Source organism: Granulicoccus phenolivorans DSM 17626 = NBRC 107789 = JCM 15570, assembly GCF_000423085.1.
Classification (GTDB): Bacteria; Actinomycetota; Actinomycetes; order Propionibacteriales; family Propionibacteriaceae; genus Granulicoccus; species Granulicoccus phenolivorans.
The window spans coordinates 60,439-81,162 of record NZ_AUHH01000001.1 but is presented as its reverse complement, the minus strand read 5'-3'; the positions used below and the strand labels follow the sequence as shown (position 1 = coordinate 81,162).

Here is a 20,724-nt window from a genome sequence, read left to right as displayed (position 1 = left end):
AACATGACACTCGCCCATCCACAAGCCGGACCGGCACAACGGCCCCGCTCCTTCTGGGACAAGCTACGGGCGCTCCCTGCCGGGCTGTTGGGTGCCATCGGCACCTTGGTTTTCCTACTGATCTGGGAACTCATCCCTCGTTCCGGGCTGGTCCCGGCCCGATATCTCCCGCCGGCAAGTGCGGTGCTGGCAGAATTCTTCACCCTGCTGGGCACTGCCACGTTGTGGCAGGCAATCGGGGAAACCCTTTTGGGCTGGGCTATCGGCCTAGCGATCGCCTCGGTTGCCGCCATCATCCTGGGCATGCTGATCGGGAGTTCCGGTTTCCTGCGCCGCTTCACCGCTTCGACCATCGAATTTCTGCGCCCCATCCCTTCGGTGGCCCTCATCCCGCTGGCCGTCCTGGTATTCGGCGTCAAGTTGGAATCGAAACTTCTCCTGGTTGTGTACGCCTCTTTCTGGCCGGTGCTCGTGCAGGTCCTGTACGGGGTGGCGGATGTCGATCCAGTAGCCGCCAACACCGCGCGCAGCTACGGTCTCACCAGCTACATCGCGAGGCTTCGGCATGTCGTGTGGCCCACCACACTGCCCTACCTGGTCACGGGACTCAGACTGTCTGCCTCGGTTGCTCTGGTGCTCGCGGTGACCGCGGAACTCCTAATCGGAATGCCCGGCCTGGGGCACGAGATAGCCAGGGCCCAGTCCGGTGGCGCCTACTCCGGGATGTACGCACTGGTATTGACCACCGGCCTGTTGGGTGTTCTGATCAACGCCGGATTCCGATTCATTCAGAAACGCTGGCTCAGCTGGCATTCCTCGATCCGGTCGGAGGCTGACCGATGAGTCTGATCAAACGAACCGCGTACTTCGTTGCGCTACCCCTCATACTTGTCTTCCTGTGGTGGGCACTCACCCTGAACAGCGACAGCTTCTGGGTGCCAAGACCCGCCCAGATGGTCTCGACCTTTACCGAGGTGTGGATCGGGCCGAGATTCGCCAACGATGTCGTGCCATCCCTGCTACGGCTGCTCGTGGGCCTGGCGACCGCCACGGTTCTGGGAATTGGCCTCGGCTTCGTTATCGGTTCCAGTCGGACGCTGCGTCGGCTCACTGAGCCGGTCTTGGAACTGTTCCGGGCAATCCCCCCGCCGATTCTGGTTCCGATCCTCATGCTGTTGGTGGGTGTCAACGACTCGATGAAGGTCCTCGTGATCGTGTCCGGCTGCATCTGGCCGATTCTGCTGAACACCATCGAAGGCGTGCGGTCCATGGACGAGGTGCTCGGTGACACCGCCCGTGTCTACGGCATTCAGGGTCTGTCGCGGACCATCATGCTCACTCTTCCGGCAGCCAGCCCGTATTTCGTGACCGGCATCCGCCAAGCACTGTCGATCGGGCTCATCCTGATGGTGATCTCGGAGATGTTCGCCTCCTCATCGGGTCTCGGGTTCACGATCGTGGCCTTCCAGCGGTCGTTCGCGGTTCCGGAAATGTGGAGCGGCATCATCCTTCTCGGCCTGATCGGTGTCCTGCTGGCAGCCATCTTCGCTGTGGCAGAGAAGCGAATCCTGCGTTGGTACTACGGATTGAAAGAAGTTGAGCACAGTGAATGATGAAGTGTCCCGGCCCGCGGCTTCGGCCCGAGAACAACGCCAGGAGATACTCCTGTCGGTCCATGGGGTGCAAAAGATCTACGCGAGTAAATCCGGCCCGGTCGAGGCGGTCCGCGACCTGACCTTCGACCTACGTCGTGGCGAGTTCGCTTGCATTGTCGGGCCTTCCGGGGCTGGCAAGACGACCCTACTAAAGATCATCGCGGGGCTCCTCGAACCCACCGCAGGCCAAGTAACGCTGGAGGGCAAGCCGGTGACCGGGCCGCCAAAAACGATGGCGGTGGTGTTCCAGGAGTACGGACGATCCTTGTTTCCCTGGCTCACGGTTCAGGGCAACGTGGACCTTCCGCTGAAGAATGCCCGGGTACCGAAGGACGAGCGGGACCGCCGGGTCACCGAGGCGCTGGAGGCAGTCGGCATGGCGCATGCCCATGCCCGCTACCCCTGGCAACTGTCGGGTGGGATGCAGCAGCGCGTGGCGATCGCCCGTGCTGTGGCGTACAAACCACACATCCTCCTGATGGACGAGCCGTTCGCCGCAGTGGACGCACAAACCCGAGCGGATCTGGAAGACCTGGTCCGAGACATCTGGCACCGCCTGGGGGTCACCGTCCTCTTCGTGACCCATGACATCGACGAGTCGGTCTATCTCGCGGAACGGGTACTTGTGTTGTCGTCCAGCCCAACTGTCGTTCAGGAGGTGGTCACCATTGACCTGCCCGACGAACGCAACCAGTTGGCGACCCGATCGACTCCCCGCTTCGCGGAGCTGCGCCTTCACATCCACGAGCAAATTCAGCTCGCGAAGAGGGGCTTGGTCCCCGCTCAGATCGCGGCTGGGGTCCTATGAACTATCGTGGTGAGGCGGAAGAGAACAGAGGGGCATCGTGACCGACGACGGGGCGGCCAAGCCCGAAACAAGCAGGTCCGGCATTCTGGAGCGCAGTTTCGCGATTCTCAGTGCGTTCCGCCCGGGTGATGCCTGTGTGCAATCGAGCGAACTCGCTCGTCGGGCCGGGCTGTCCAAGGCCACTGGACACCGCATCGTGCAAGAAATGGTCAGCCTCGGGATGCTGGAGAAGACCGACACCGGAGTGCGCATCGGTTTGCGCATGTTCGAGATCGGTCAATTGGTTCCGCTCCACTCCCCGCTCCGGGTCGCGGCGCTGCCATTCCTCAGCGATTTGGCAGCGACCACGGGAGGTGCGATGCACCTCGCTGTCCTGGAAGGCGCCGATGTGGTGTACCTCGAGATCGTGAATCCGATCAAGGGCCTTTCATCGCGCCCGGGAGGCCGCCTCCCGGCGCAGGCCACGGCCGCAGGGTGGGCAATGTTGGCATTTTCCCCGAACTCGGTGATTGAGGCTGTGCAGGAGCAATCGCGGGGACGTCGAGGCGTTGGGCGGATGCCTACGACTGCAGAGAAGGCCGATATTCAGTCGAACAGATTCGCACCCGACCCGCGTAGCCATCAAGAGGCGGTCGAGGCCGTGGCGGTCCCAGTTCTGGATCTGGAAGGAAACGCGCTCGCCGCGCTGTCCCTGCTCTACCCGGCGGGAGCTCCGGATCTGGCGCGCTTCGTCCCTGCGCTGCAGGTCGCTGCCCGGGGGCTGAGCAGAGCCCTCTACCGCAATCGCGGGCACGAGAGCATCTGAGAGATCCGCCGAGGTTTGCAAGCTGGCGAATGAGTGGAAGGTGCGAGGAGGAACCCCTGGTCAGGTGTCCTGGTCGGCTTCGCTCTCGGGGCGCTGTCCACTCCAGTTCAGCGTGCCGGGGAACGGGTCGCTCAGCGGGACCAGTAGCTCTCGCGGGCGGCTCCGCAATCGTCTGATGATCTGCCGGTGCGCAGTCGTCGAGACCGGCCACGGTGGGGCCTGGTCGGTCAGCGACGGCAGGGGCCCGTCCGGGATCGGCATATCTTCGATAATGGCGGCCGGTTTGCCGCTCCGGTCATAGCCGACGGTGACCCGCACCGGCCGTGCGGCCTCCGGAAGGCCCTCCCAGGTGGCCCGGATCAGTGGAGCCAGTGCACTGGCTCCCGCCCAAGCGGAAATCCGCTGGTTCGGCAGGTGGGCATCCGGGACAACGATGACCCGCCAGTCCGGGATGCAGATCTCGATCGGACCCAGGCCGGTCGACACGTAGTAGCGAAACCCTGTTGTATCGGCCCGCAACTGCCACAACAGGAACACCAGGCCCGCGAATTCATTGCTGACCCGGTCCGGGATCAACCGGTGCCTGGTGAGATCACCCACCGCCAGCCCAGGGAACTGCCATTCGGGTGGTGGCGGTGGTGGGTAGGTTCCCGGCGGAGCCAGCGGATGGTACTCATGGGCTTCGTCGATGCTCTCGAGGGCGAGCGCGAGAAAGCCTGCGGTGTCGTAGCCGACAGTGATTCGCTGTACGCCGTTCTCCGGAACGAAGGTGTCCATGGCGTCGGAGATCAACCCCGAGACCAACCGACCGGCCTGCCACGGAGACAGCGCCTGCTCGGGATGGGCCCGGTCCGGCTGCAGGAGGACCGAACGATCCGGAATCCTGATCTCAATGTGAGCGTCCCGGATGTCGGCGTACAGCCTGCCACCGGCCGACAGATGCGGATGGGCCAACGTCCACATGGCGAAGATCACCGCGGCGTCCTCGTCACTCAATTCCGGCGTGGGCAGCCAATCCTCGACGATCGCCTCCGGGACCGGAACCGACCAGCCGGCGGAGGGACGCTGCGCAATCGGCTCGGCGAAGGTGTACGGCGGCCGATCGAAGTACCAGATCCCGGGCCGGCCATCATCCTCGAACCGGATGACTGCGACCAGCGGATGGAAATCATGCGGCCAGGTGCGCCGCAGTTCCGCTGCTGTGCTTCGGCTCCCCGCCCAGGCCGGGACCTCCTCCCGGCGGTGCCAATCCGGGGCGACCAGGACTCGGGAATCGGGAATAGCGATCTGCGTGTCCCCGGTCGGGGTGGGGAGATAGAAGGAGCGATTGAACTGATGGGGCGGCTCCCGCACACCGAGTTGGGCCAACAACAGGAAGGCCTCGGCCGCCCGCTCGTTGTCGATCGCCCGGAGGCTGATGCTGAAGGCCATTTCGGGAAGGTTCATGTCATCGAAGGCCCGGCCGGGCGGTTCCGCGGGAATCTCGGAATAGGACGCACTGGGTCCCGCCGCCGAGGGCGCCCGGACCAACAGGGGAGCCTGCACCGAGGAGGCAACGTCCAGTGGCGGGAGCTCTTGGACCTGCCAGCTGAACTGCCCCGCGGCATCACGTCCGAGCAGGATGCGCACCGGCGCCCTGACCGTGGCCCGCCACATCACGTAGCCGCGGCCGAGCACCTCGGCCAGGCGCCGACCGACCGACCAGGCCGGCAGCTCCTCCTGCCCGGGTCGGGTCAGCACCGTGTCGTCCAGGAACACCAGCTCCACCTGCCCGCCGAGCCGGACGAAGGTCCGGCCCGATTCGCTGAGCTGACTGCCCCGCAGATTCCACAGCGCAAACAACACTGCGGCGTCGTGATTGGATAACTCCGTGCGGTCGTTGTTCACCGCACCACGTCCAGGTACCCGTCCACCAGACCCTGAACTTCGGCCTTGAGCCGGTCCAGCGGATTCGCGCTGCCGACGGGGGAGCGTGCCTCCAAGTAACACTTCAGCTTCGGCTCGGTCCCCGAGGGGCGTACGGTCACCGTCACCGACGCACCCCCCAACCGGACCGCATCGGTCGGCGGCAGCGCACCCCCCTCCGCCAGATCGACGAACCGGACCGGTTCCCCGAGCAGCGTCGTTGGCGGATCGGCGCGCAGCCGGGCCATCGCCCCGGTGATCAGCGACAGATCCGCCACCCGGTACGCCAACTGGTCGGTGGCGTACACCCCGTGCTCCTGCTCGATCTCCGCGAGTCGGTCGGCCAGGGTCCGGCCCTCGGCCTTGAGCTCCGCGGCCAGGGCGAGCAGCCGGATCAGGGCCGAGATCCCGTCCTTGTCCCGCACCGCCGCCGGATCGGTGCAGTAGCCCAGCGCCTCCTCGTACCCGAACACCAGCCCCGGCGTCCGCGCGATCCACTTGAACCCGGTCAGCGTGGTCACATACGGCTGCCCCGCCGCCCGCGCCAACCGGCCCAGCAGCGACCCCGACACCACCGACGCGGCGTAGGTGCCCTGCACCCCGCGCCGCAGCGCCTGATCGCCCAGCAGCACCCCGAGCTCATCCCCCCGCAGCATCCGCCACTGCCCGTCCTGCTCGATCGCCGCGGCACACCGATCCGCATCGGGATCGTTCGCGATCACCAGATCGACCCCCTCGGTCCGCGCCAGCTCGAGAGCCAGATCCAGCGCGCCGGGCTCCTCCGGATTCGGGAACGCCACGGTCGGAAAATCCGGATCCGGCTCGGCCTGCGCCGCCACCTCCAGCGCTGCCGGAAACCCGGCCCGGGCCACCGCCTGCCGGACCGTCGCCGCGCCCACCCCGTGCAGCGGCGTGTACACCCAGCGCACCTCCCGCGGCGCCGCGGCCGCGACCAGCGTCGCGATCCGGTCCAGGTACGCCTCGGCCAACTCCGCGCCGACCAGCCGATAGCGCGGCGACCGGGCCAGCTCACCCAGCGGAACCTCCGCCACCGCGGCGATCTCGGTGGCGATCTCGGCATCGGCCGGCGGCACGATCTGGCAGCCGTCCCCCAGATACACCTTGTACCCGTTGTCGGCCGCCGGATTGTGCGAGGCGGTCACCACCACCGCTGCGGCACACCCGAAGTGCCCGATCCCGTACGCCACCAGCGGCGTCGGCACCGGCCCCGCGGTCAGCAGCACCTCGAACCCGGCCCCGGCCAGGATCTCCGCGGAATCCCGGGCGAACCGTTCGGAATTGTGTCGGGCGTCATAGCCGATCAGCACCCGGCCCGCCGCCGCACCCGTTCGCGCCAGATAGCGTCCCAACCCGGCTGCGGCCTGGGACACCACCACCCGGTTCATCCGGTTCGGCCCCGGTCCCATCCGCCCGCGCAGCCCCGCCGTCCCGAACTGCAAGCGACCCGCGAACGCGTCGGCCAGCTCGGCTGCCGCCGCCGGATCTCCCTGCTCGGCCCGCTCGATCCACGTGGTCAACTCCGCCCGGGTCCGCGGATCCGGATCTTGGGCCGCCCAGTCCCTCACAGCACCGCCAGCAGTTCGGTGATCAGGCTACGCAGCCGCGGCGCGGCGGCCTGACCGGCGGCGATTACCTCGCGGTGATCCAGCGGGGCCTGGGAGATCCCCGCAGCCAGGTTGGTGGCCAGCGACAGCCCCAGCACCTCCAGGCCGCGCTCCCGGGCCGCGATCGTCTCCAGAACCGTCGACATCCCGACCAGGTCACCGCCGAGCACGCCGGCCATCCGGACCTCCGCCGGGGTCTCGTACTGGGGCCCGGGGAACTGCACGTACACCCCCTCCGGCAACGACGGATCCACCGTCCGCGCCAGGTCCCGCAGCCGCCCGGCGTACGCCTCCGACATGTCGACGAACCGGGGCCCCACCAGCGGCGTCACCCCGGTCAGATTGATGTGATCGCGGATCAGCACCGGCGTGCCCGGCCCCCACTCGCGCCGCAGCGACCCCGACCCGTTGGTCAGCACCACCGTGCGCACCCCGCAGGCCGCCGCGGTCCGGACGCCGTGCACGACCGCGGCCACCCCGCGTCCCTCGTAGTGATGGGTCCGCCCGGTGAACACCAGCGCACACCGATCGCCAGTGATCCGTACCGCGAGCAATTCCCCGCCGTGTCCGGCCACCGCCGGGGTGTGGAAGCCCGGCAACGCGGCCAGCGGCACCCGCCCGATCACCTCCAGCTCGGCGACCGCCTCCGACCAGCCCGAACCCAGCACCAGGGCCACCTCGGCACTCGGAATCCGCAGCCGCCGGCGTACCGCCTCCGCGGCGCCGGCCGCCAGCGTCAGCGGGTCGACCGATCCGGGGCTCTGTGTCATGGGCCGACTATCCCATATCCGACCCCGCTGGGTGGACGTGGAAGAATCGAGCCGTGCGAGTAGTGATCATTGGTGGGGGTCCCGGCGGATACGAGGCGGCGCTGGTCGGCGCACAGCTCGGGGGCGAGGTGACGCTGATCGAGGACCGCGGCCTGGGTGGGTCCGCGGTGCTGACCGACGTAGTCCCCTCGAAGTCCCTGATCGCGGTCTCCGGGGTGATGTCGCGGGCCCGCAAGTCGAACGAGATGGGCCTGGTCTACGAGGCCGCCGACAGCCGCGGCAAGCCGCTGGTCAAGGTGGACCTGATGAAGGTCAACGCCAGCGTCAAGGCCCTGGCGAAGGCCCAGTCCGACGACATCCGGCACCGACTGGAGCGCGACGGAATCACCCTCATCGAGGGGCGCGGGCGGCTGAACGGTCCGCACGAGGTGATCGCCGAGACCGCGACCGGGGAGGTGCGCCTGCCCGCCGACTACATCCTGGTCTCGGTCGGGACCCGGCCGCGGACGCTGCCCGACGCCCAGCCCGACGGGGAACGCATCCTCACCTGGGCCCAGCTCTACGACATCGACGAGATCCCCGAGCGGCTGATCGTGGTCGGCTCCGGGGTCACCGGCACCGAGTTCGCCAACGCCTACGACGCCCTCGGCGTACCGATCACCCTGGTGTCCTCCCAGCCCCAGGTGCTGCCGGGCCAGGATCCGGATGCGACCAAGGTGCTGCAGGCGCTGTTCCACGAGCGCGGGATGGATCTGGTGCTCGGGTCCCGGGCGGTCCGCGCCCATCGCGAGGGCAACGGGGTCGTGGTCACCCTGGAGGACGGCCGCGAGGTCCTCGGCTCCCATGTGCTGATGGCGGTCGGGTCGATCCCCAACACCCACGACATCGGCCTGACCGAAGCCGGGGTCATCCTCAAGCCGAGCGGACACATCAATGTCGACCGGGTCTCGCGCAGCTCCGCCCAGGGGGTGTACGCCGCCGGCGACTGCACCGGGGTGTTCCCGCTGGCCTCGGTGGCGGCGATGCAGGGCCGGATCGCGATGTGGCACGCCCTGGGCGACGCGGTCGAACCGTTCAACAGGGCCGAGGTCTCCTCGAACATCTTCACCAACCCCGAGATCGCCACGGTCGGGGTGACCCAGGATGACATCGACAGCGGTCGGGTCCGCGGCATCGGCGTCACCCTGCCGCTGGCCAGCAATCCCCGCGCCAAGATGCTCGGTTTCAAGGACGGCTTCGTCAAGCTGTTCTGTCGCCCGTCGACGGGCAATATCATCGGTGGGGTGATAGTCGCTCCGCGCGCCAGCGAGCTGATCCACTCGATTGCGATCGCCGTGGCCGAACAGATCAATGTCGACGATTTCGCCCACGACTTCACCGTCTACCCGTCGCTGTCCGGTTCGATCGCCGAGGCGGCCCGCCGGCTGCACGGGCACAGCATCGAACTGCTCAACCAGCAGATCACGCTGTGAGCATCGACGTACGCACCTCCGTGGACCGGGGCATCCTGCTGTGGCACAGCTCCCGGCGACCGGTGGTGCTCAGCGGGGCGGGAATGAGCACCGATTCGGGCATCCCGGACTACCGCGGACCGAACGCGCCCAAGGCGAACCCGATGATGTACGACGAGTTCGTCGGCAACTCCGACTCCCGCCGGCGCTACTGGGCCCGCTCCTACCGCGGCTGGGCCCGGATGGGCACCGCCATCCCGAACCCCGGGCATCACCGACTGGCCCGTCTGGGGACCCAGGGCCTGGTCACCGGGGTGATCACCCAGAATGTCGACGGCCTGCACGAGGCGGCCGGCTCCCGCCCGGTGGTCGCCCTGCACGGGCGGCTCGCCGACGTGGTCTGTCTGGATTGCGGGGAGCGGTCCTCCCGGGCGGTGCTGCAGTCCCGGCTGACCGCCCTGAACCCGGAACTGCGGGTGACCGCGGCGAACTCCCTGGCCGCCGGACAAGCAGAACTCCGCCCCGACGGGGATGCCGTCGTGGCGGAGTGGGATCGTTTCCGGGTTGCCGACTGTGTCTCCTGCGGCGGGCTGCTGAAGCCGGATGTGGTGTTCTTCGGGGAATCGGTGCCCCGGCCCCGGGTGAGCGAGTGTTATGCCCGGGTCGAGGACGCCGACCTGCTGGTGGTGCTCGGCAGCTCGCTGACGGTGATGTCCGGCCTGCGCTTCGTCCGGCACGCCGCCAAACGCGGGCAGCCGGTGCTGATCGTGAACCGCGGCCGGACCCGCGGCGATGACCTGGCCACCTGCAAGGTCGACGGGGGAGTGAGCGAGTTCCTCGCCGGGCTGACCGACTGACCGATCAGTCGAACAGGCCGCCGAACATGTCGCCGATGCCACCGAACATGTCGCCGATGCCTTCGCCGACATCCCCGATGCCGTCGCCGATCCCCTCGAACATCTCACCCATGCCGGCGCCGATGCCGCCGAACATGTCGCCGCCGCCGAACAGCATGCCGCCCAGCATCATGCCGGTCAGCATGTCCGAGCCTCGCCAGGAATTGTAGTACCCCTGGGCGTACGGGGCGTACGCCGGGCCACCGTCCCAGTACGGCACGCGCTGCGAACCGACCTGGACAGTGCGGATATTCGGGTCGGCGCCGACCTTGACCCGCTCGGCGTCGGCGGCACAGGCCGGGACCGAACGGACGGTGCCGCCGGGCGGCGCCCAGTCGACGTTCTCGGTGGAGGGGCCGTGCGCGGGATTGAAGAAGCACGGCGGACGCTTCACCGGCAGCGGTCGACCTTCGACCCGGGCCTTCACACACGCGACCGCGTATCGGCCGTCCTCCAGGATCTCGGTGACGTTGCGGATCTCCTCCGGCTTGGTGACCGCGGCCAGGGACTTCTTGGCATTGTCATAGGCGTCCAGGGCCCGGGAGTAGTCCTGGTTCATCGCCTCGTCCAGCGGGTGGCCGGCCACGTCCGCGTCCAGGAGCATCAACTCCTCGCCGAACTTGGTGACGTCCTCCTCGGCCGGAACCTTGGCGGTGGCCAACTGGCCCTCCAACTCCAGCTTCTTCTGCGTCTCGAGTTGTTTCTGGTGGCGGCGCATGAAAATGAGGCCGACAACGACCACCACTGCGATGACGCCGAACAAGATGAGGGGATCCATACCCTCTATTCTGCCGTGTTCGGCTGGAGGGGCCAACCGGACTCAGGGCAAAACACGGGACGCCCCGGACCCGATCGGTCCGAGGCGTCCGTGGTGGCCGGTGGATCAGTCCTGCTCGGGCCCGTCGATGATCTCGCAGAGCACGGTGCCGCTGGACACGGTCGCCCCCTGGGCGGCGTTCAGGCCGGTGATCACCCCCGAACGGTGGGCGCTGATCGGCTGTTCCATCTTCATCGCCTCCAGCACCACGATCAGGTCGCCCTCGCTGACGGTGTCGCCCTCGTTGACCGCGACCTTGACGATCGTGCCCTGCATCGGGCAAGTGAGCGCATTGGAGGAGACCTGCTTCACCGCGGTGTCGCTCTTGGCCCGCTTGGGCTTCTTGGCCTTCGCCGCGGCCGGTGCGGCGACGCTGCCCAGCGTGGCCGGCAGCTTGACCTCGACCCGCTTGCCGTTCACCTCGACGACCACGGTGCTCTTCGCGGCCGCCTCGGCTTCCTCCTCGGTCGCCGCCGGCGCCTCGAACGGTTCGATCCGGTTGTCGAACTCGGTCTCGATCCAGCGGGTGTGCACCGCGAATCCGGCGTCGCCGGTGGCCAGGTAGGCCGGCTCGAGCAGGATCTGCCGGTGGAACGGGATCACCGTCGGCATGCCGTCGATCCGGGTCTCCTTGAGGGCCCGGCGGGCACGCTGGATGGCCTGCTCCCGGCTGGCCCCGGTCACGATGATCTTGGCGACCAGCGAGTCGAAGGAGCCGGGCACGGTCATGCCCTTCTCATAGCCCTCGTCGACCCGGACGCCGGGGCCCAGCGGCGGATGCCATTCGGTCAGGGTGCCGGGGGCGGGCATGAAGTTGCGCCCGGCGTCCTCGGCGTTGATCCGGAACTCGATCGAGTGGCCGGTGATTTCGGGGTCGCCGTAGCCGAGTTCCTCGCCGTCGGCGATGCGGAACATCTCGCGGACCAGGTCCAGGCCGGAGACCTCCTCGGAGACCGGATGCTCCACCTGGAGCCGGGTGTTGACCTCCAGGAAGGAGATGGTGCCGTCCTGGCCGACGAGGAACTCACAGGTGCCGGCCCCGACGTACCCGGCCTCGGTCAGGATCGCCTTGGAGGAGGTGTAGAGCCGGTCGATCTGCTCCGGCGACAGGAACGGCGCCGGGGCCTCCTCGACCAGCTTCTGGTGCCGGCGCTGCAGCGAGCAGTCGCGGGTGGAGACCACCACCACGTTGCCGTGGCTGTCGGCCAGGCACTGGGTCTCCACGTGGCGCGGCTTGTCCAGGTAGCGCTCCACGAAGCATTCGCCGCGACCGAAAGCGGTGGTCGCCTCGCGGACCGCGGACTCGTACAGGTCGCGGATCTCGGACTTCTCCCGGGCCACCTTGAGGCCACGACCACCGCCACCGAAGGCGGCCTTGATCGCGATCGGCATCCCGTGCTCCTCGGCGAAAGCGATCACCTCATCGGCGTTGGCGACCGGATCCTTGGTGCCCGGGACCAGTGGCGCGCCCACCTTGTTCGCGATGTGCCGGGCCTCGACCTTGTCGCCGAGGGCGGTGATCGCCGCCGGCGGCGGACCGATCCAGGTCAGCCCGGCATCGATCACGGCCTGGGCGAAGTCGGCGTTCTCAGCGAGGAACCCATAGCCGGGATGCACCGCGTCGGCGCCGGAGCGTTCGGCGATCTCCAGGATCTTGGCGATGTCGAGGTAGGTCTGTGCCGGGGTCGTGCCGTTGAGGGCGTACGCCTCGTCGGCCAGCGTGACGAACAGGGCATCGGCATCGGCATCGGCGTAGATGGCTACGCTGCCCAGACCCGAGTCGGCGGCGGCGCGGATGACCCGCACCGCGATTTCGCCGCGGTTGGCGATGAGTACCTTGCTGATGGCCACGGTTCCTCCTGCTTCCTGCCCGCCCGACAGTGCGGCGGGCACTCCAGATCGGAGTCTAGGGGGCACTGGGCAGGTGCGCACCTGTTGGTCAAAACAGGATCAGGAACCGACTGTGACGCCGATCTCATTCAGGTACTGGCGTACCTCCATCGTTTCCGGACCCAGATGCAACGACCCGACCGCGCCGGACCGTACGGCCACCAGCGCCTCCTCGACCAGTTGCGGGGTGGTCGCATCCGCCTCGACCACGGTCTCGAGCGCGGACGTGTCGGCCAGGTGGGCGAACCAGGAACCCTGCTTCACGATCAGGGTGAGCGAGTCGTCGTAGGCCTTGATCGCGTCGATCACCGCATTGGCCTGCTCCGGATTCTGGCTGACCGCCTCGCCCAGGGCACCGGCCAGGCGGACGCAGGCGAGCTTGCCCCCGACACTGAGCGCGATCCCGTCCAGGGCACCCAACTGATAGATCACCTCGTTGAGCAGGTCCTCCGGATCGATGGCGAGGTAGCGCTCCCCGAAGCCGTGCAGATCCCGGTAGCCGACCAGGGCACCGATCCGCAGCCGACGCTGCACCGCCACCAGACAGGCCCCGTGCATCGCGGTGGGGTCGCCGGCATGGAACCCGCAGGCGACGTTCGCCGTCGTCACGACCCGGAGCATGGACCCGTCCTCACCGGCGGTCCAGGACCCGAAGGACTCCCCAACATTTCCGTTCAGATCGATGCGCACCTGCACAGTCTGCCACGCGCGCCACCAGCCCGATCATTTCCCGGTGCTCCATGATGGACCGGTGGACACCGAACACCGCATTATCCGCTGGGATCGCGACGAGGACGGCGGACTGGGCGAGCCCGTCGCGGTCGCCGGGGGAATTTCCGAGATCGGGGAGATCCTGGCCGATCCCCAGGCGCTGTCCTGGTGCGACATTGTCGATCCCGATCACGCGACCCTGCTCGAACTGGCCCAGGAGGTCGGGCTGGACCCGCTCGCGATCGAGGACGCGGTGGCGGCGGCGGAGCGGGCCAAGGCGACCCGCCATCCCGGATATGCCTTCCTCACCGTGTACACCGCCACCTTCGAGAAGGCCTCGTCCTCGGCTTCCAGCCATGACTCGCGACTGCAGCGACACCGGATCTCGGCGTTCATCCTGCCCAACGGCCTGATCACGATACGCCTGGGCACCGGCGGACTGGATCTGGAGGAGTTGCAGCGGCGCTGGGCCAGTGACACCGAACTGCTTGCCGAGGGGGGAACCGGGGCACTCGCGTACGGGCTGCTCGACCTGATCGTCGATCAGCACTTCGAGATGATTCAACTGCTCAGCGACCGGATCGAGACGCTGGAGAGCGACCTGTTCAACGGGAACACCGGGGAGGAGTGGATCCCCACGATCTACCGCGGCCGCAAGGAACTGGTGGAACTGCGTCGGGTGGTGCTGCCGATGCGCGAAGTGGTGAACACGCTGCAGCGCCACCTGGGCACCGAGTCGCGCCCGGTGCTGCGCGGCTATTACGCCGACCTGGAGGACCACGTGCTGCGGGCCAGCGACTGGGTCGAGTCGCTGCGGGACATGATCACCTCGGTGTTCGAGGCGAATCTGTCGCTGACCGACGAGCGGCTCAACGTGGTGATGAAGAAACTCGCCGGCTGGGCCGCGGTGATCGCGGTGCCGACGGCGGTGACCGGCTGGTTCGGACAGAACGTGCCCTATCCCGGGTTCAGCCAGCCGCTGGGGCTCTACCTCAGTGCCGCGATGGTCGTGTTCGGCTCACTCGGGTTGTACCTGGTGCTGCGGCACTACGACTGGATCTGAGCCCGGCTCAACCGAGCGGGCGCGGCAGCTCGTCCAGCAGCGGCTGCAACACCTCCGGGTCGGGCAACCGATCGGCCATCCCGACCGCGGCAATGGCGTCCCCACTGCGCCGCCAGGTGCCGACCACCCGGCCCGCACTGATCACCGTCGGCCGGAACACCCCGTTGCCGCCGGGGGCGAGAAACTGTTCGTGCTCCGGCGCGACCGTGGCACTGCGGTCGCGGTACCCCAGGATCAGCTCGTCGAAGCCGGGCAGCAGCAGCACCCGGCCCGCCTGCTCCCGGTGCTCGGCCAGCCGGTCGGGCAGCGCGGGATCCATCCAGTGCTCGACCCCGTCGATCCGGCGCGCCAGCAGCGCCGCACCGGCGGCGGCGATCCCGAGCCGGGCGTCCTTGGTGGTCAGGTCGGTCCAGCGGGTGAAGTCCTTGATCGTGGCCGGGCCGTGCGAGCGGAAGTACGCCGTGGCCCACCAGGCCAGCGCCTGCTCCCGGTCGGCCGGCACCCGGGGCTCGGTGATCCAGTCGGCCTGGGTGACGAAGCACTGCTCGCGGCCGCGCAACGGCCCCTGCACCAGCAGGCCGCGATAGCACAGCAGATGCAGCAGGTGATAGGCGCGCCCGGCCACCTCGCTGAACCCGTCGGGTTCCCACAAGGAGACGATTTCGGAACGGGTGAGCGGGCCCACCTCGGCGTACGCCGATTCCACCAGGGCACCGGCCCGCTCGATCATTGCCTCGTCGATCCCCAGATTCTGTCGACGCTTGGCCGCCTTGGCATCCATCCGTGGGGCGGTGACCTCCGACATCCAGCCGACATCGGCACCGTGCACCAGATGCAGCGTGCCCCGCATCGGCCAACTGCGGACCACCGTGGCATCGTTGAACGCGTCCACCACCTGCTGATCGGTGGCCTCGGTACGCAGCGCGAGCGAGGTCAGCGCGCCGGGGAGGTCCTGAGCCTGCAGGCAGCCCAGCCAGGCGATCGTCTCGCCGGGGGTGGCGGCCGGGTTGCGGGCCAGCCGCTGCGCGACGATCCGGGCCAGGGACACCTCCGCGGCAGCGATCGGGGCATCGTGGGAGGTGGACGGTGTCATCGGGCAGCCCTCATCCTGAGTCGAGACCCTGGGTCAGAAGAACATGGCCACGATACACAGCAGCCAGAGCAGCCCCGAGATCTGCAGCGGCCGGTGGTTGAGGACCACATCCTCCGGCTCCCCGGCGTCGCCACGATCCACCTCCAGGGCGTACTGCAGCAGGCCGAGGACGAAGGGAATGATCGACAGCGTGGCCCAGGGCAGGCCCCACAACCCGCCGGAGCCGATCGGCTGCCCCTGGGGGAGCGGGCCACCGATCGCCCACAGGCAGTACGACATCACCGTGATCGCCGCCGACAGGTGCCAGGCGAAACGCAGGTAGGACACCGTGTAGGCCTTCAGCGACTTCCGGGTGCCGGCGTCGGCACCCAGCACCACCAGTTCCGAGTAGCGCTTGCCGGCCACCATGAACAGCGACCCGAACGCGGCGACCAGGAGGAACCAGGCCGACAAGGGAATATGGGTGGCCGCACCGCCGGCCATCATCCGCAGCAGGAAGCCGGAGGCGACCATGGCCAGGTCGATGATCGGCTGATGCTTGAGGAACTGGGTGTAGAGCAACTGCAGGATCAGATACACCGAGAGCACCGTGCCCAGATCGCGGGCCACCCAGAAGCCCAGCACCAGCCCGGCGGCGCAGCACACCACCGCCATCGCGTACGCCACCGGCAGCTTCAGCTCCCCGGCGGCGATCGGCCGGTAGCGCTTGCGCGGATGCAGCCGATCCTCGGCGACATCCTTGGCGTCGTTGAGCAGATAGATCGTCGCGCTGATCAGGCAGAACGCGACGAAGGCGAGCACGGCGGGGATCAGCACCGCCGGTTCCAGGATCCGGCCCGCGGTCAACGGGGCCGCGAAAACGAGGACGTTCTTCACCCACTGGCGGGGCCGCATCGCCCGCAGCCAGGCGGGCAGACGATGGTTCGGCGGGGCCTCGGCGGGGACACTGGGCGCGCTGGAGGCGGACGCGGGCCCTTCGGCATTGGTACTCATGACGTTGTCGAGGCTACCGGCTCGGCGGCCACAACTCACGACGGCGCGGTCACACCCACAGATCCGACCAGACCAGACCCAGGCCCCCGACCAGGTCCCGCAGCAGCGGCAGACTGACCCCGACCACGTTCGCGTGATCGCCCTCGATCCGGGTCACGAAAGCGCCGCCGCGCCCGTCGATCGCGAATCCGCCGGCGACTCGCTGGGGTTCCCCGGTGGCCGCGTACGCCACAATCTCGGCATCGCTCACCTCGGCGAAGTGGACCACCGTCGTCCCGACCGCGGTCGCCTCCCGGCCGGCGTGGGCGACGTAGTGGCCGGTGTGCAGCAGCCCGCGATTGCCGCGCAGCCGACGCCACAGCGCCTCGACCGCTGCCGTGGTGCCGGGCTTGCCCAGGGTCTCCCCGGCGAACTCGAGCATGGAATCGCAGGCGATCACCAGCGTGTCCGGGCCGACCCGGGGAGCCACCGCGCGGCCCTTGCGGACGGCGAGTTCGGTGACCTGCTCGGCCGGCGTACCCGACACCCCGTCCTCGTCGACCCCGGAGACGACGATCTCCGGGTCGAGGCCCGCGTGGCGCAGGGTCAGCGCCCGGGCCGGGGAGGCCGAGGCCAGGACCACCCGCAGCGCCGGCACCGGCTCAGAACCCGGGGATGGTCCGCCAGGCGCCCGGCCCGTGTACGAACGGCCGGCGCAGCGCCCGGTAGTAGGAGCGCCAGCCACCCACCCGGGGCTGGTCGACGGCCTTCTCCTCCGCGGGGGCGGCCGCCAGCGCCGAGACGACGGTCACGATCGCCGCGATCTCCTCCGGTGTCGGCGACCCGGCAACGACCTCGATCACCGGCGGCTTCTGCTGTTCGGTCATGGCCTGCTCTCCTCCGCCGGTCACAGCGGGATGTTTCCGTGCTTCTTCGGCGGCAGCGTCTCCCGCTTGGTCCGCAGCAGCCGCAGCATCTTCACGATCTCGCTGCGCGTCTCCTGCGGCTTGATCACCGCATCGATGTAGCCGCGCTCGGCGGCCACATAGGGGTTGGCCAGCTCGTCGTCGTACTCCTGGATCAGCTTCGCCCGCAGGCTCTCCGGATCCGAGGCGGCCGCCAGTTCCTTGCGGTACAGGATGTTGACCGCACCCTGGGCGCCCATCACCGCGATCTGGGCGGTCGGCCAGGCCAGGTTGATGTCGGCGCCGAGGTGCTTGGACGCCATCACGTCGTACGCGCCGCCGTACGCCTTGCGGGTGATCACCGTGATCAGCGGCACGGTCGCCTCGGCGTACGCGTAGATCAGCTTCGCCCCGCGGCGGATGATGCCCTGATGCTCCTGCTCCACGCCGGGCAGGAAGCCCGGCACGTCCACGAAGGTCAGGATCGGGATGTTGAACGCGTCACAGGTACGCACGAACCGGGCCGCCTTCTCCGAGGCATCGATGTCGAGGCAGCCGGCGAAGTGCATCGGCTGGTTCGCCACGATGCCGACCGAGCGGCCCTCCACGCGGCCGAACCCGGTGACGATGTTCGGGGCGAACAGCTCGGACACCTCGAGGAAATCCTCATCGTCCAGCACGACCTCGACGATCTTCTTCACGTCGTAGGGCTGGTTCGGCGAATCCGGGATCAGCGTGTCCAGGGACCGGTCGTGCTCGGTGATGCTCAGGTCCGCCTCCTCATCGAAGATCGGCGGATCCTCCAGGTTGTTCTGCGGCAGGAAGCTGATCAGGTCTCGGACGTAGTCGATCGCGTCCTGCTCGTCGGCGGCCAGATAGTGGGCGTTGCCCGACTTGGTGTTGTGGGTGCGCCCGCCACCCAGCTCCTCCATCGAGACGTCCTCACCGGTGACGGTCTTGATCACCTCGGGGCCGGTGATGAACATCTGCGAGGTCTGATCGACCATCACCACGAAATCGGTCAGCGCGGGGGAGTACACGTGTCCGCCGGCGGCCGCGCCCATGATCATCGAGATCTGCGGGATCACCCCGGAGGCCCGGGTATTGCGTCGGAAGATCTCGCCGTACAGACCCAGGGACACCACGCCCTCCTGGATCCGGGCGCCGCCACCCTCGTTCAGGCCGATCAGCGGGCACCCCGTCTTCAGCGCGAAGTCGATGATCTTGACGATCTTCTCGCCGTAGACCTGCCCCAGCGAGCCACCGAAGATGGCCACGTCCTGGGAGAACACGCAGACCGGGCGACCGTTGATCGAGCCGGTACCGACCACCACACCGTCGCCGTAGGGCCGCTTCTTCTCCATCCCGAACGCGGTCGAGCGATGCCGGGAGTACTGATCCAACTCGGCGAAGGAACCCTCGTCCAACAGGAGGTCGATGCGCTCACGAGCGGTCAGTTTGCCTTTGGCGTGCTGCTTCTCCACCGCGGCGGGGGAGGCGGCATGCAGCGCCTCATCCATCCGTCGCTCCAGGTCGGCAATCTTGCCCGCAGTCGTGTGGATATCGATGTCCATGGGGTGCAGACTAGCGGCAGGGATTGCGGCGGGCGTCCCAAGTCCCAAAGTTCCGGCTAGGCTCGAGGGCGTGACTGCCCGCACTGCGCTGACCGAGCATGCCCTCGCCGCGGCGGGCGGCGGATTGTGGTCGAAGATCGAGGTGCTGCCCGAGATCGGCTCCACCAACCTCGAACTGGCCGCCCGGGCCCGGGCCGGGACCGCCGGCCCCGGCACGGTGCTGGTCACCGACCACCAGACCGCCGGTCGGGGCCGCTTCGACCGGGTCTGGGTCACCCCGCCGGGAGCCGCGCTGGCGATGTCGGTGCTGGTGCGGCCCGAGGCGGACTTCCCCCGCTGGACCTGGCTGCCGCTGCTCAGCGGGCTCGCGGTCGCCGACGCGGTCGCGGAGGTCAGCAGCCTGGCGGTGACGCTGAAATGGCCCAATGACGTCCTGCTCGACGGAGCCAAGATCTGCGGCATGCTCGGCGAGGTGGTGACCACCCCCGACGGGCCGATGTTCGTGATGGGCCTGGGCATCAACGTCGCGCTGACCGCCGACCAACTCCCGGTCCCGACCGCGACCTCGCTGGCGCTGCACGGGGCTCAGGTGTCCCCGGCCGACCTCGCCGTCGCGGTGCTGCGGCACTGGGAGACCCACTATCTGCAGTGGGCCCGCCACGATCCGGCGCTGGACCGGGCGTACGCCGCCCGCTGCGGCACGATCGGGCAACAGGTCCGGGTCCAGCTCACCGAGACCGAGCAGGTCCACGGCACCGGGGTGGGGGTCGACGAATCCGGGCAACTGCTGGTCCGGATCCGCGAGACCGGCGACGTGCGGGCGTACGCCGCCGGCGACGTGTTCCACCTGCGGCCCGCGGGCTGACCGCTACAGCGTCCGGGGCGGATTCACCGCCCGCTCCCCGCCGCGGACCGGGACAGTGAGGGTGTTCGCGTCGACCGGCGCGGGGCAGGTGGCGTGATCGGTGAAGGCGAACCACATCAGGATCGTGTTGTTGAAGTCGATGGTGATGGTCCCGTCGCGGCCCGGCTCGTCGATCTTGATCTGCCGCCAGGCGGGCGTTTCGTCCCCGTTGGTCGGATCGTGGAACTCGATGCTCCAGCCGTACTTGATCGCGGTGACCACCAGCCGCTGCGGGCGGCCCAACAGGTCGAAGGTGACCTCGCCGACCGAGCGCAGGGTCTGCTTGAGCTCCGGGCGGTGCGTGGCGACCTGTACGGTCGCGTCCTCGGCGTGCGGGGTGAACTGCGCCCGGACCACCAGCGCCGGGTCATAGGGGTACGTCGCCACTCCCGCGAAGGTCTCGCGTTCGCGCGAGGTCTCCGCCCGTTCCCGGATGGCCAGCCGGTCCGAGCGGCGCAGCAGTTCGACCTCGCGGGTGATTCCGCTCACCTGGCGGCGCAGCCACGGGACCCGGGCCTTCTCCCCGACCGTGCGGCGGGACTGGCCCATCAGCGGCTGGGTACTGACCGGACCGCCGTCCTCGGGAACCACGAACCAGCCGTCCTCGGCATTGGCCGCCACCACGGCATTCGGACCCTCCAGCGACCACCACCCCGGCAGCCCGGGCAGCGCGGCCGGCCCTTCGGGTACCCAATGGAAGCTGCTGATGGTCAGCCAGCCGTACGGTTCGGTCAATTGGGCGTCCCGGTCGCGCCGGAACTGGAGCCACTCGGGCGGGGCCTGCATCAGCGGGGTCTCACTCATGGCCTCCAGTGTGCCGTCATGAGTTCGCCGGCTGTTCACCAGCCCCGCCCCCGCCCTGCAGACGACGGGCCTACGA

General features: G+C 68.5%; 20 protein-coding genes. 8 read left to right on the top strand and 12 right to left on the bottom strand.

Annotated elements, in window-relative coordinates; all coding sequences use genetic code 11:
- The first annotated feature begins 3 nt into the window (after window positions 1-3).
- Genes G531_RS0100435 through G531_RS0100420 form a run of 4 tightly spaced genes read left to right on the top strand, consistent with a single transcriptional unit; the run spans window position 4 to window position 3,268 of the window.
- Window positions 4-843 (top strand): ABC transporter permease, encoded by an 840-nt coding sequence (locus G531_RS0100435; RefSeq protein WP_211221735.1) that lies wholly within the window; start codon window positions 4-6, stop codon window positions 841-843.
- Complete coding sequence (locus G531_RS0100430) at window positions 840-1,613, top strand: ABC transporter permease (RefSeq protein WP_026925742.1); 774 nt, start codon at window positions 840-842, stop codon at window positions 1,611-1,613. The genes G531_RS0100435 and G531_RS0100430 overlap by 4 nt, the downstream gene beginning before the upstream one ends.
- Window positions 1,606-2,463, top strand: coding sequence for an ABC transporter ATP-binding protein (locus tag G531_RS19380; protein ID WP_245630489.1), 858 nt, complete (start codon window positions 1,606-1,608; stop codon window positions 2,461-2,463). The genes G531_RS0100430 and G531_RS19380 overlap by 8 nt, the downstream gene beginning before the upstream one ends.
- A gap of 37 nt (window positions 2,464-2,500) precedes the next feature.
- The gene (locus tag G531_RS0100420; RefSeq protein ID WP_051214825.1) at window positions 2,501-3,268 is read left to right on the top strand and encodes an IclR family transcriptional regulator; all 768 of its coding nucleotides are present in this window, start codon (window positions 2,501-2,503) and stop codon (window positions 3,266-3,268) included.
- A 60-nt stretch (window positions 3,269-3,328) separates the two neighbouring features.
- On the opposite strand, the gene G531_RS0100415 is transcribed toward G531_RS0100420, so the two are convergent.
- Genes G531_RS0100415 through G531_RS0100405 form a run of 3 tightly spaced genes read right to left on the bottom strand, consistent with a single transcriptional unit; the run spans window position 3,329 to window position 7,568 of the window.
- Window positions 3,329-5,113, bottom strand: coding sequence for a hypothetical protein (locus tag G531_RS0100415; RefSeq protein ID WP_026925740.1), 1,785 nt, complete (start codon window positions 5,111-5,113; stop codon window positions 3,329-3,331).
- A 38-nt stretch (window positions 5,114-5,151) separates the two neighbouring features.
- Entirely contained in the window at window positions 5,152-6,759 is a 1,608-nt protein-coding gene (locus tag G531_RS0100410; protein WP_026925739.1) for a phospho-sugar mutase, read from the bottom strand.
- Window positions 6,756-7,568, bottom strand: coding sequence for a purine-nucleoside phosphorylase (locus G531_RS0100405; protein ID WP_026925738.1), 813 nt, complete (start codon window positions 7,566-7,568; stop codon window positions 6,756-6,758). The genes G531_RS0100410 and G531_RS0100405 overlap by 4 nt, the downstream gene beginning before the upstream one ends.
- Before the next feature lie 53 nt (window positions 7,569-7,621).
- On the opposite strand from G531_RS0100405, the gene G531_RS0100400 reads away from it, so the two are divergent.
- Both G531_RS0100400 and G531_RS0100395 read left to right on the top strand, forming a co-directional pair.
- Window positions 7,622-9,040: an NAD(P)H-quinone dehydrogenase gene (locus G531_RS0100400; protein ID WP_035756598.1), complete on the top strand. Its 1,419-nt coding sequence runs from the start codon at window positions 7,622-7,624 to the stop codon at window positions 9,038-9,040.
- On the top strand, window positions 9,037-9,876 hold the full coding sequence (locus tag G531_RS0100395; RefSeq protein WP_051214824.1) for an NAD-dependent protein deacetylase: 840 nt from the start codon (window positions 9,037-9,039) through the stop codon (window positions 9,874-9,876). The genes G531_RS0100400 and G531_RS0100395 overlap by 4 nt, the downstream gene beginning before the upstream one ends.
- A gap of 4 nt (window positions 9,877-9,880) precedes the next feature.
- Here G531_RS0100395 and G531_RS0100390 read toward each other — a convergent pair whose 3' ends face one another.
- From G531_RS0100390 to G531_RS19375, 3 genes are all read right to left on the bottom strand, one after another.
- Entirely contained in the window at window positions 9,881-10,693 is an 813-nt protein-coding gene (locus G531_RS0100390) for a hypothetical protein (protein ID WP_026925735.1), read from the bottom strand.
- A gap of 105 nt (window positions 10,694-10,798) precedes the next feature.
- Window positions 10,799-12,583 (bottom strand): acetyl/propionyl/methylcrotonyl-CoA carboxylase subunit alpha, encoded by a 1,785-nt coding sequence (locus G531_RS0100380; RefSeq protein WP_211221734.1) that lies wholly within the window; start codon window positions 12,581-12,583, stop codon window positions 10,799-10,801.
- A 99-nt stretch (window positions 12,584-12,682) separates the two neighbouring features.
- Entirely contained in the window at window positions 12,683-13,312 is a 630-nt protein-coding gene (locus tag G531_RS19375; RefSeq protein ID WP_162143126.1) for a LamB/YcsF family protein, read from the bottom strand.
- A gap of 61 nt (window positions 13,313-13,373) precedes the next feature.
- On the opposite strand from G531_RS19375, the gene G531_RS0100370 reads away from it, so the two are divergent.
- Window positions 13,374-14,396 carry a magnesium transporter CorA family protein gene (locus tag G531_RS0100370; protein WP_051214822.1) on the top strand — a complete coding sequence of 341 codons (1,023 nt, stop codon included), beginning with the start codon at window positions 13,374-13,376 and terminating at the stop codon, window positions 14,394-14,396.
- A gap of 7 nt (window positions 14,397-14,403) precedes the next feature.
- On the opposite strand, the gene G531_RS19370 is transcribed toward G531_RS0100370, so the two are convergent.
- Genes G531_RS19370 through G531_RS0100345 form a run of 5 tightly spaced genes read right to left on the bottom strand, consistent with a single transcriptional unit; the run spans window position 14,404 to window position 18,940 of the window.
- Window positions 14,404-15,489 carry a winged helix DNA-binding domain-containing protein gene (locus G531_RS19370; protein ID WP_051214821.1) on the bottom strand — a complete coding sequence of 362 codons (1,086 nt, stop codon included), beginning with the start codon at window positions 15,487-15,489 and terminating at the stop codon, window positions 14,404-14,406.
- Between the two features lie 33 nt (window positions 15,490-15,522).
- Window positions 15,523-16,482, bottom strand: a complete 960-nt coding sequence (locus G531_RS19365) for a decaprenyl-phosphate phosphoribosyltransferase (RefSeq protein ID WP_081683697.1) — start codon at window positions 16,480-16,482, stop codon at window positions 15,523-15,525.
- 49 nt (window positions 16,483-16,531) lie between these two features.
- Entirely contained in the window at window positions 16,532-17,119 is a 588-nt protein-coding gene (locus G531_RS0100355; RefSeq protein ID WP_035756595.1) for a Maf family protein, read from the bottom strand.
- Between the two features lie 4 nt (window positions 17,120-17,123).
- Window positions 17,124-17,348, bottom strand: a complete 225-nt coding sequence (locus G531_RS0100350; protein ID WP_026925731.1) for an acyl-CoA carboxylase subunit epsilon — start codon at window positions 17,346-17,348, stop codon at window positions 17,124-17,126.
- Window positions 17,349-17,368: 20 nt separating this feature from the next.
- Window positions 17,369-18,940 (bottom strand): acyl-CoA carboxylase subunit beta, encoded by a 1,572-nt coding sequence (locus G531_RS0100345; RefSeq protein ID WP_026925730.1) that lies wholly within the window; start codon window positions 18,938-18,940, stop codon window positions 17,369-17,371.
- Window positions 18,941-19,010: 70 nt separating this feature from the next.
- On the opposite strand from G531_RS0100345, the gene G531_RS0100340 reads away from it, so the two are divergent.
- Window positions 19,011-19,805, top strand: coding sequence for a biotin--[acetyl-CoA-carboxylase] ligase (locus tag G531_RS0100340; protein WP_026925729.1), 795 nt, complete (start codon window positions 19,011-19,013; stop codon window positions 19,803-19,805).
- Between the two features lie 3 nt (window positions 19,806-19,808).
- Here G531_RS0100340 and G531_RS0100335 read toward each other — a convergent pair whose 3' ends face one another.
- Window positions 19,809-20,648 carry a DUF1684 domain-containing protein gene (locus tag G531_RS0100335; RefSeq protein ID WP_026925728.1) on the bottom strand — a complete coding sequence of 280 codons (840 nt, stop codon included), beginning with the start codon at window positions 20,646-20,648 and terminating at the stop codon, window positions 19,809-19,811.
- Window positions 20,649-20,724 lie beyond the last annotated feature (76 nt).

Excerpts from the sequence above, each read along its gene's own strand:
- G531_RS0100435 (WP_211221735.1), top strand. The coding sequence starts at position 4 with ATGACACTCGCCCATCCACAAGCCGGACCGGCACAACGGCCCCGCTCC.
- G531_RS0100430 (WP_026925742.1), top strand. The coding sequence starts at position 840 with ATGAGTCTGATCAAACGAACCGCGTACTTCGTTGCGCTACCCCTCATA.
- G531_RS0100405 (WP_026925738.1), bottom strand. The coding sequence starts at position 7,568 with ATGACACAGAGCCCCGGATCGGTCGACCCGCTGACGCTGGCGGCCGGC.
- G531_RS0100390 (WP_026925735.1), bottom strand. The coding sequence starts at position 10,693 with ATGGATCCCCTCATCTTGTTCGGCGTCATCGCAGTGGTGGTCGTTGTC.
- G531_RS19370 (WP_051214821.1), bottom strand. The coding sequence starts at position 15,489 with ATGACACCGTCCACCTCCCACGATGCCCCGATCGCTGCCGCGGAGGTG.
- G531_RS19365 (WP_081683697.1), bottom strand. The coding sequence starts at position 16,482 with ATGAGTACCAATGCCGAAGGGCCCGCGTCCGCCTCCAGCGCGCCCAGT.
- G531_RS0100350 (WP_026925731.1), bottom strand. The coding sequence starts at position 17,348 with ATGACCGAACAGCAGAAGCCGCCGGTGATCGAGGTCGTTGCCGGGTCG.
- G531_RS0100345 (WP_026925730.1), bottom strand. The coding sequence starts at position 18,940 with ATGGACATCGATATCCACACGACTGCGGGCAAGATTGCCGACCTGGAG.
- G531_RS0100335 (WP_026925728.1), bottom strand. The coding sequence starts at position 20,648 with ATGAGTGAGACCCCGCTGATGCAGGCCCCGCCCGAGTGGCTCCAGTTC.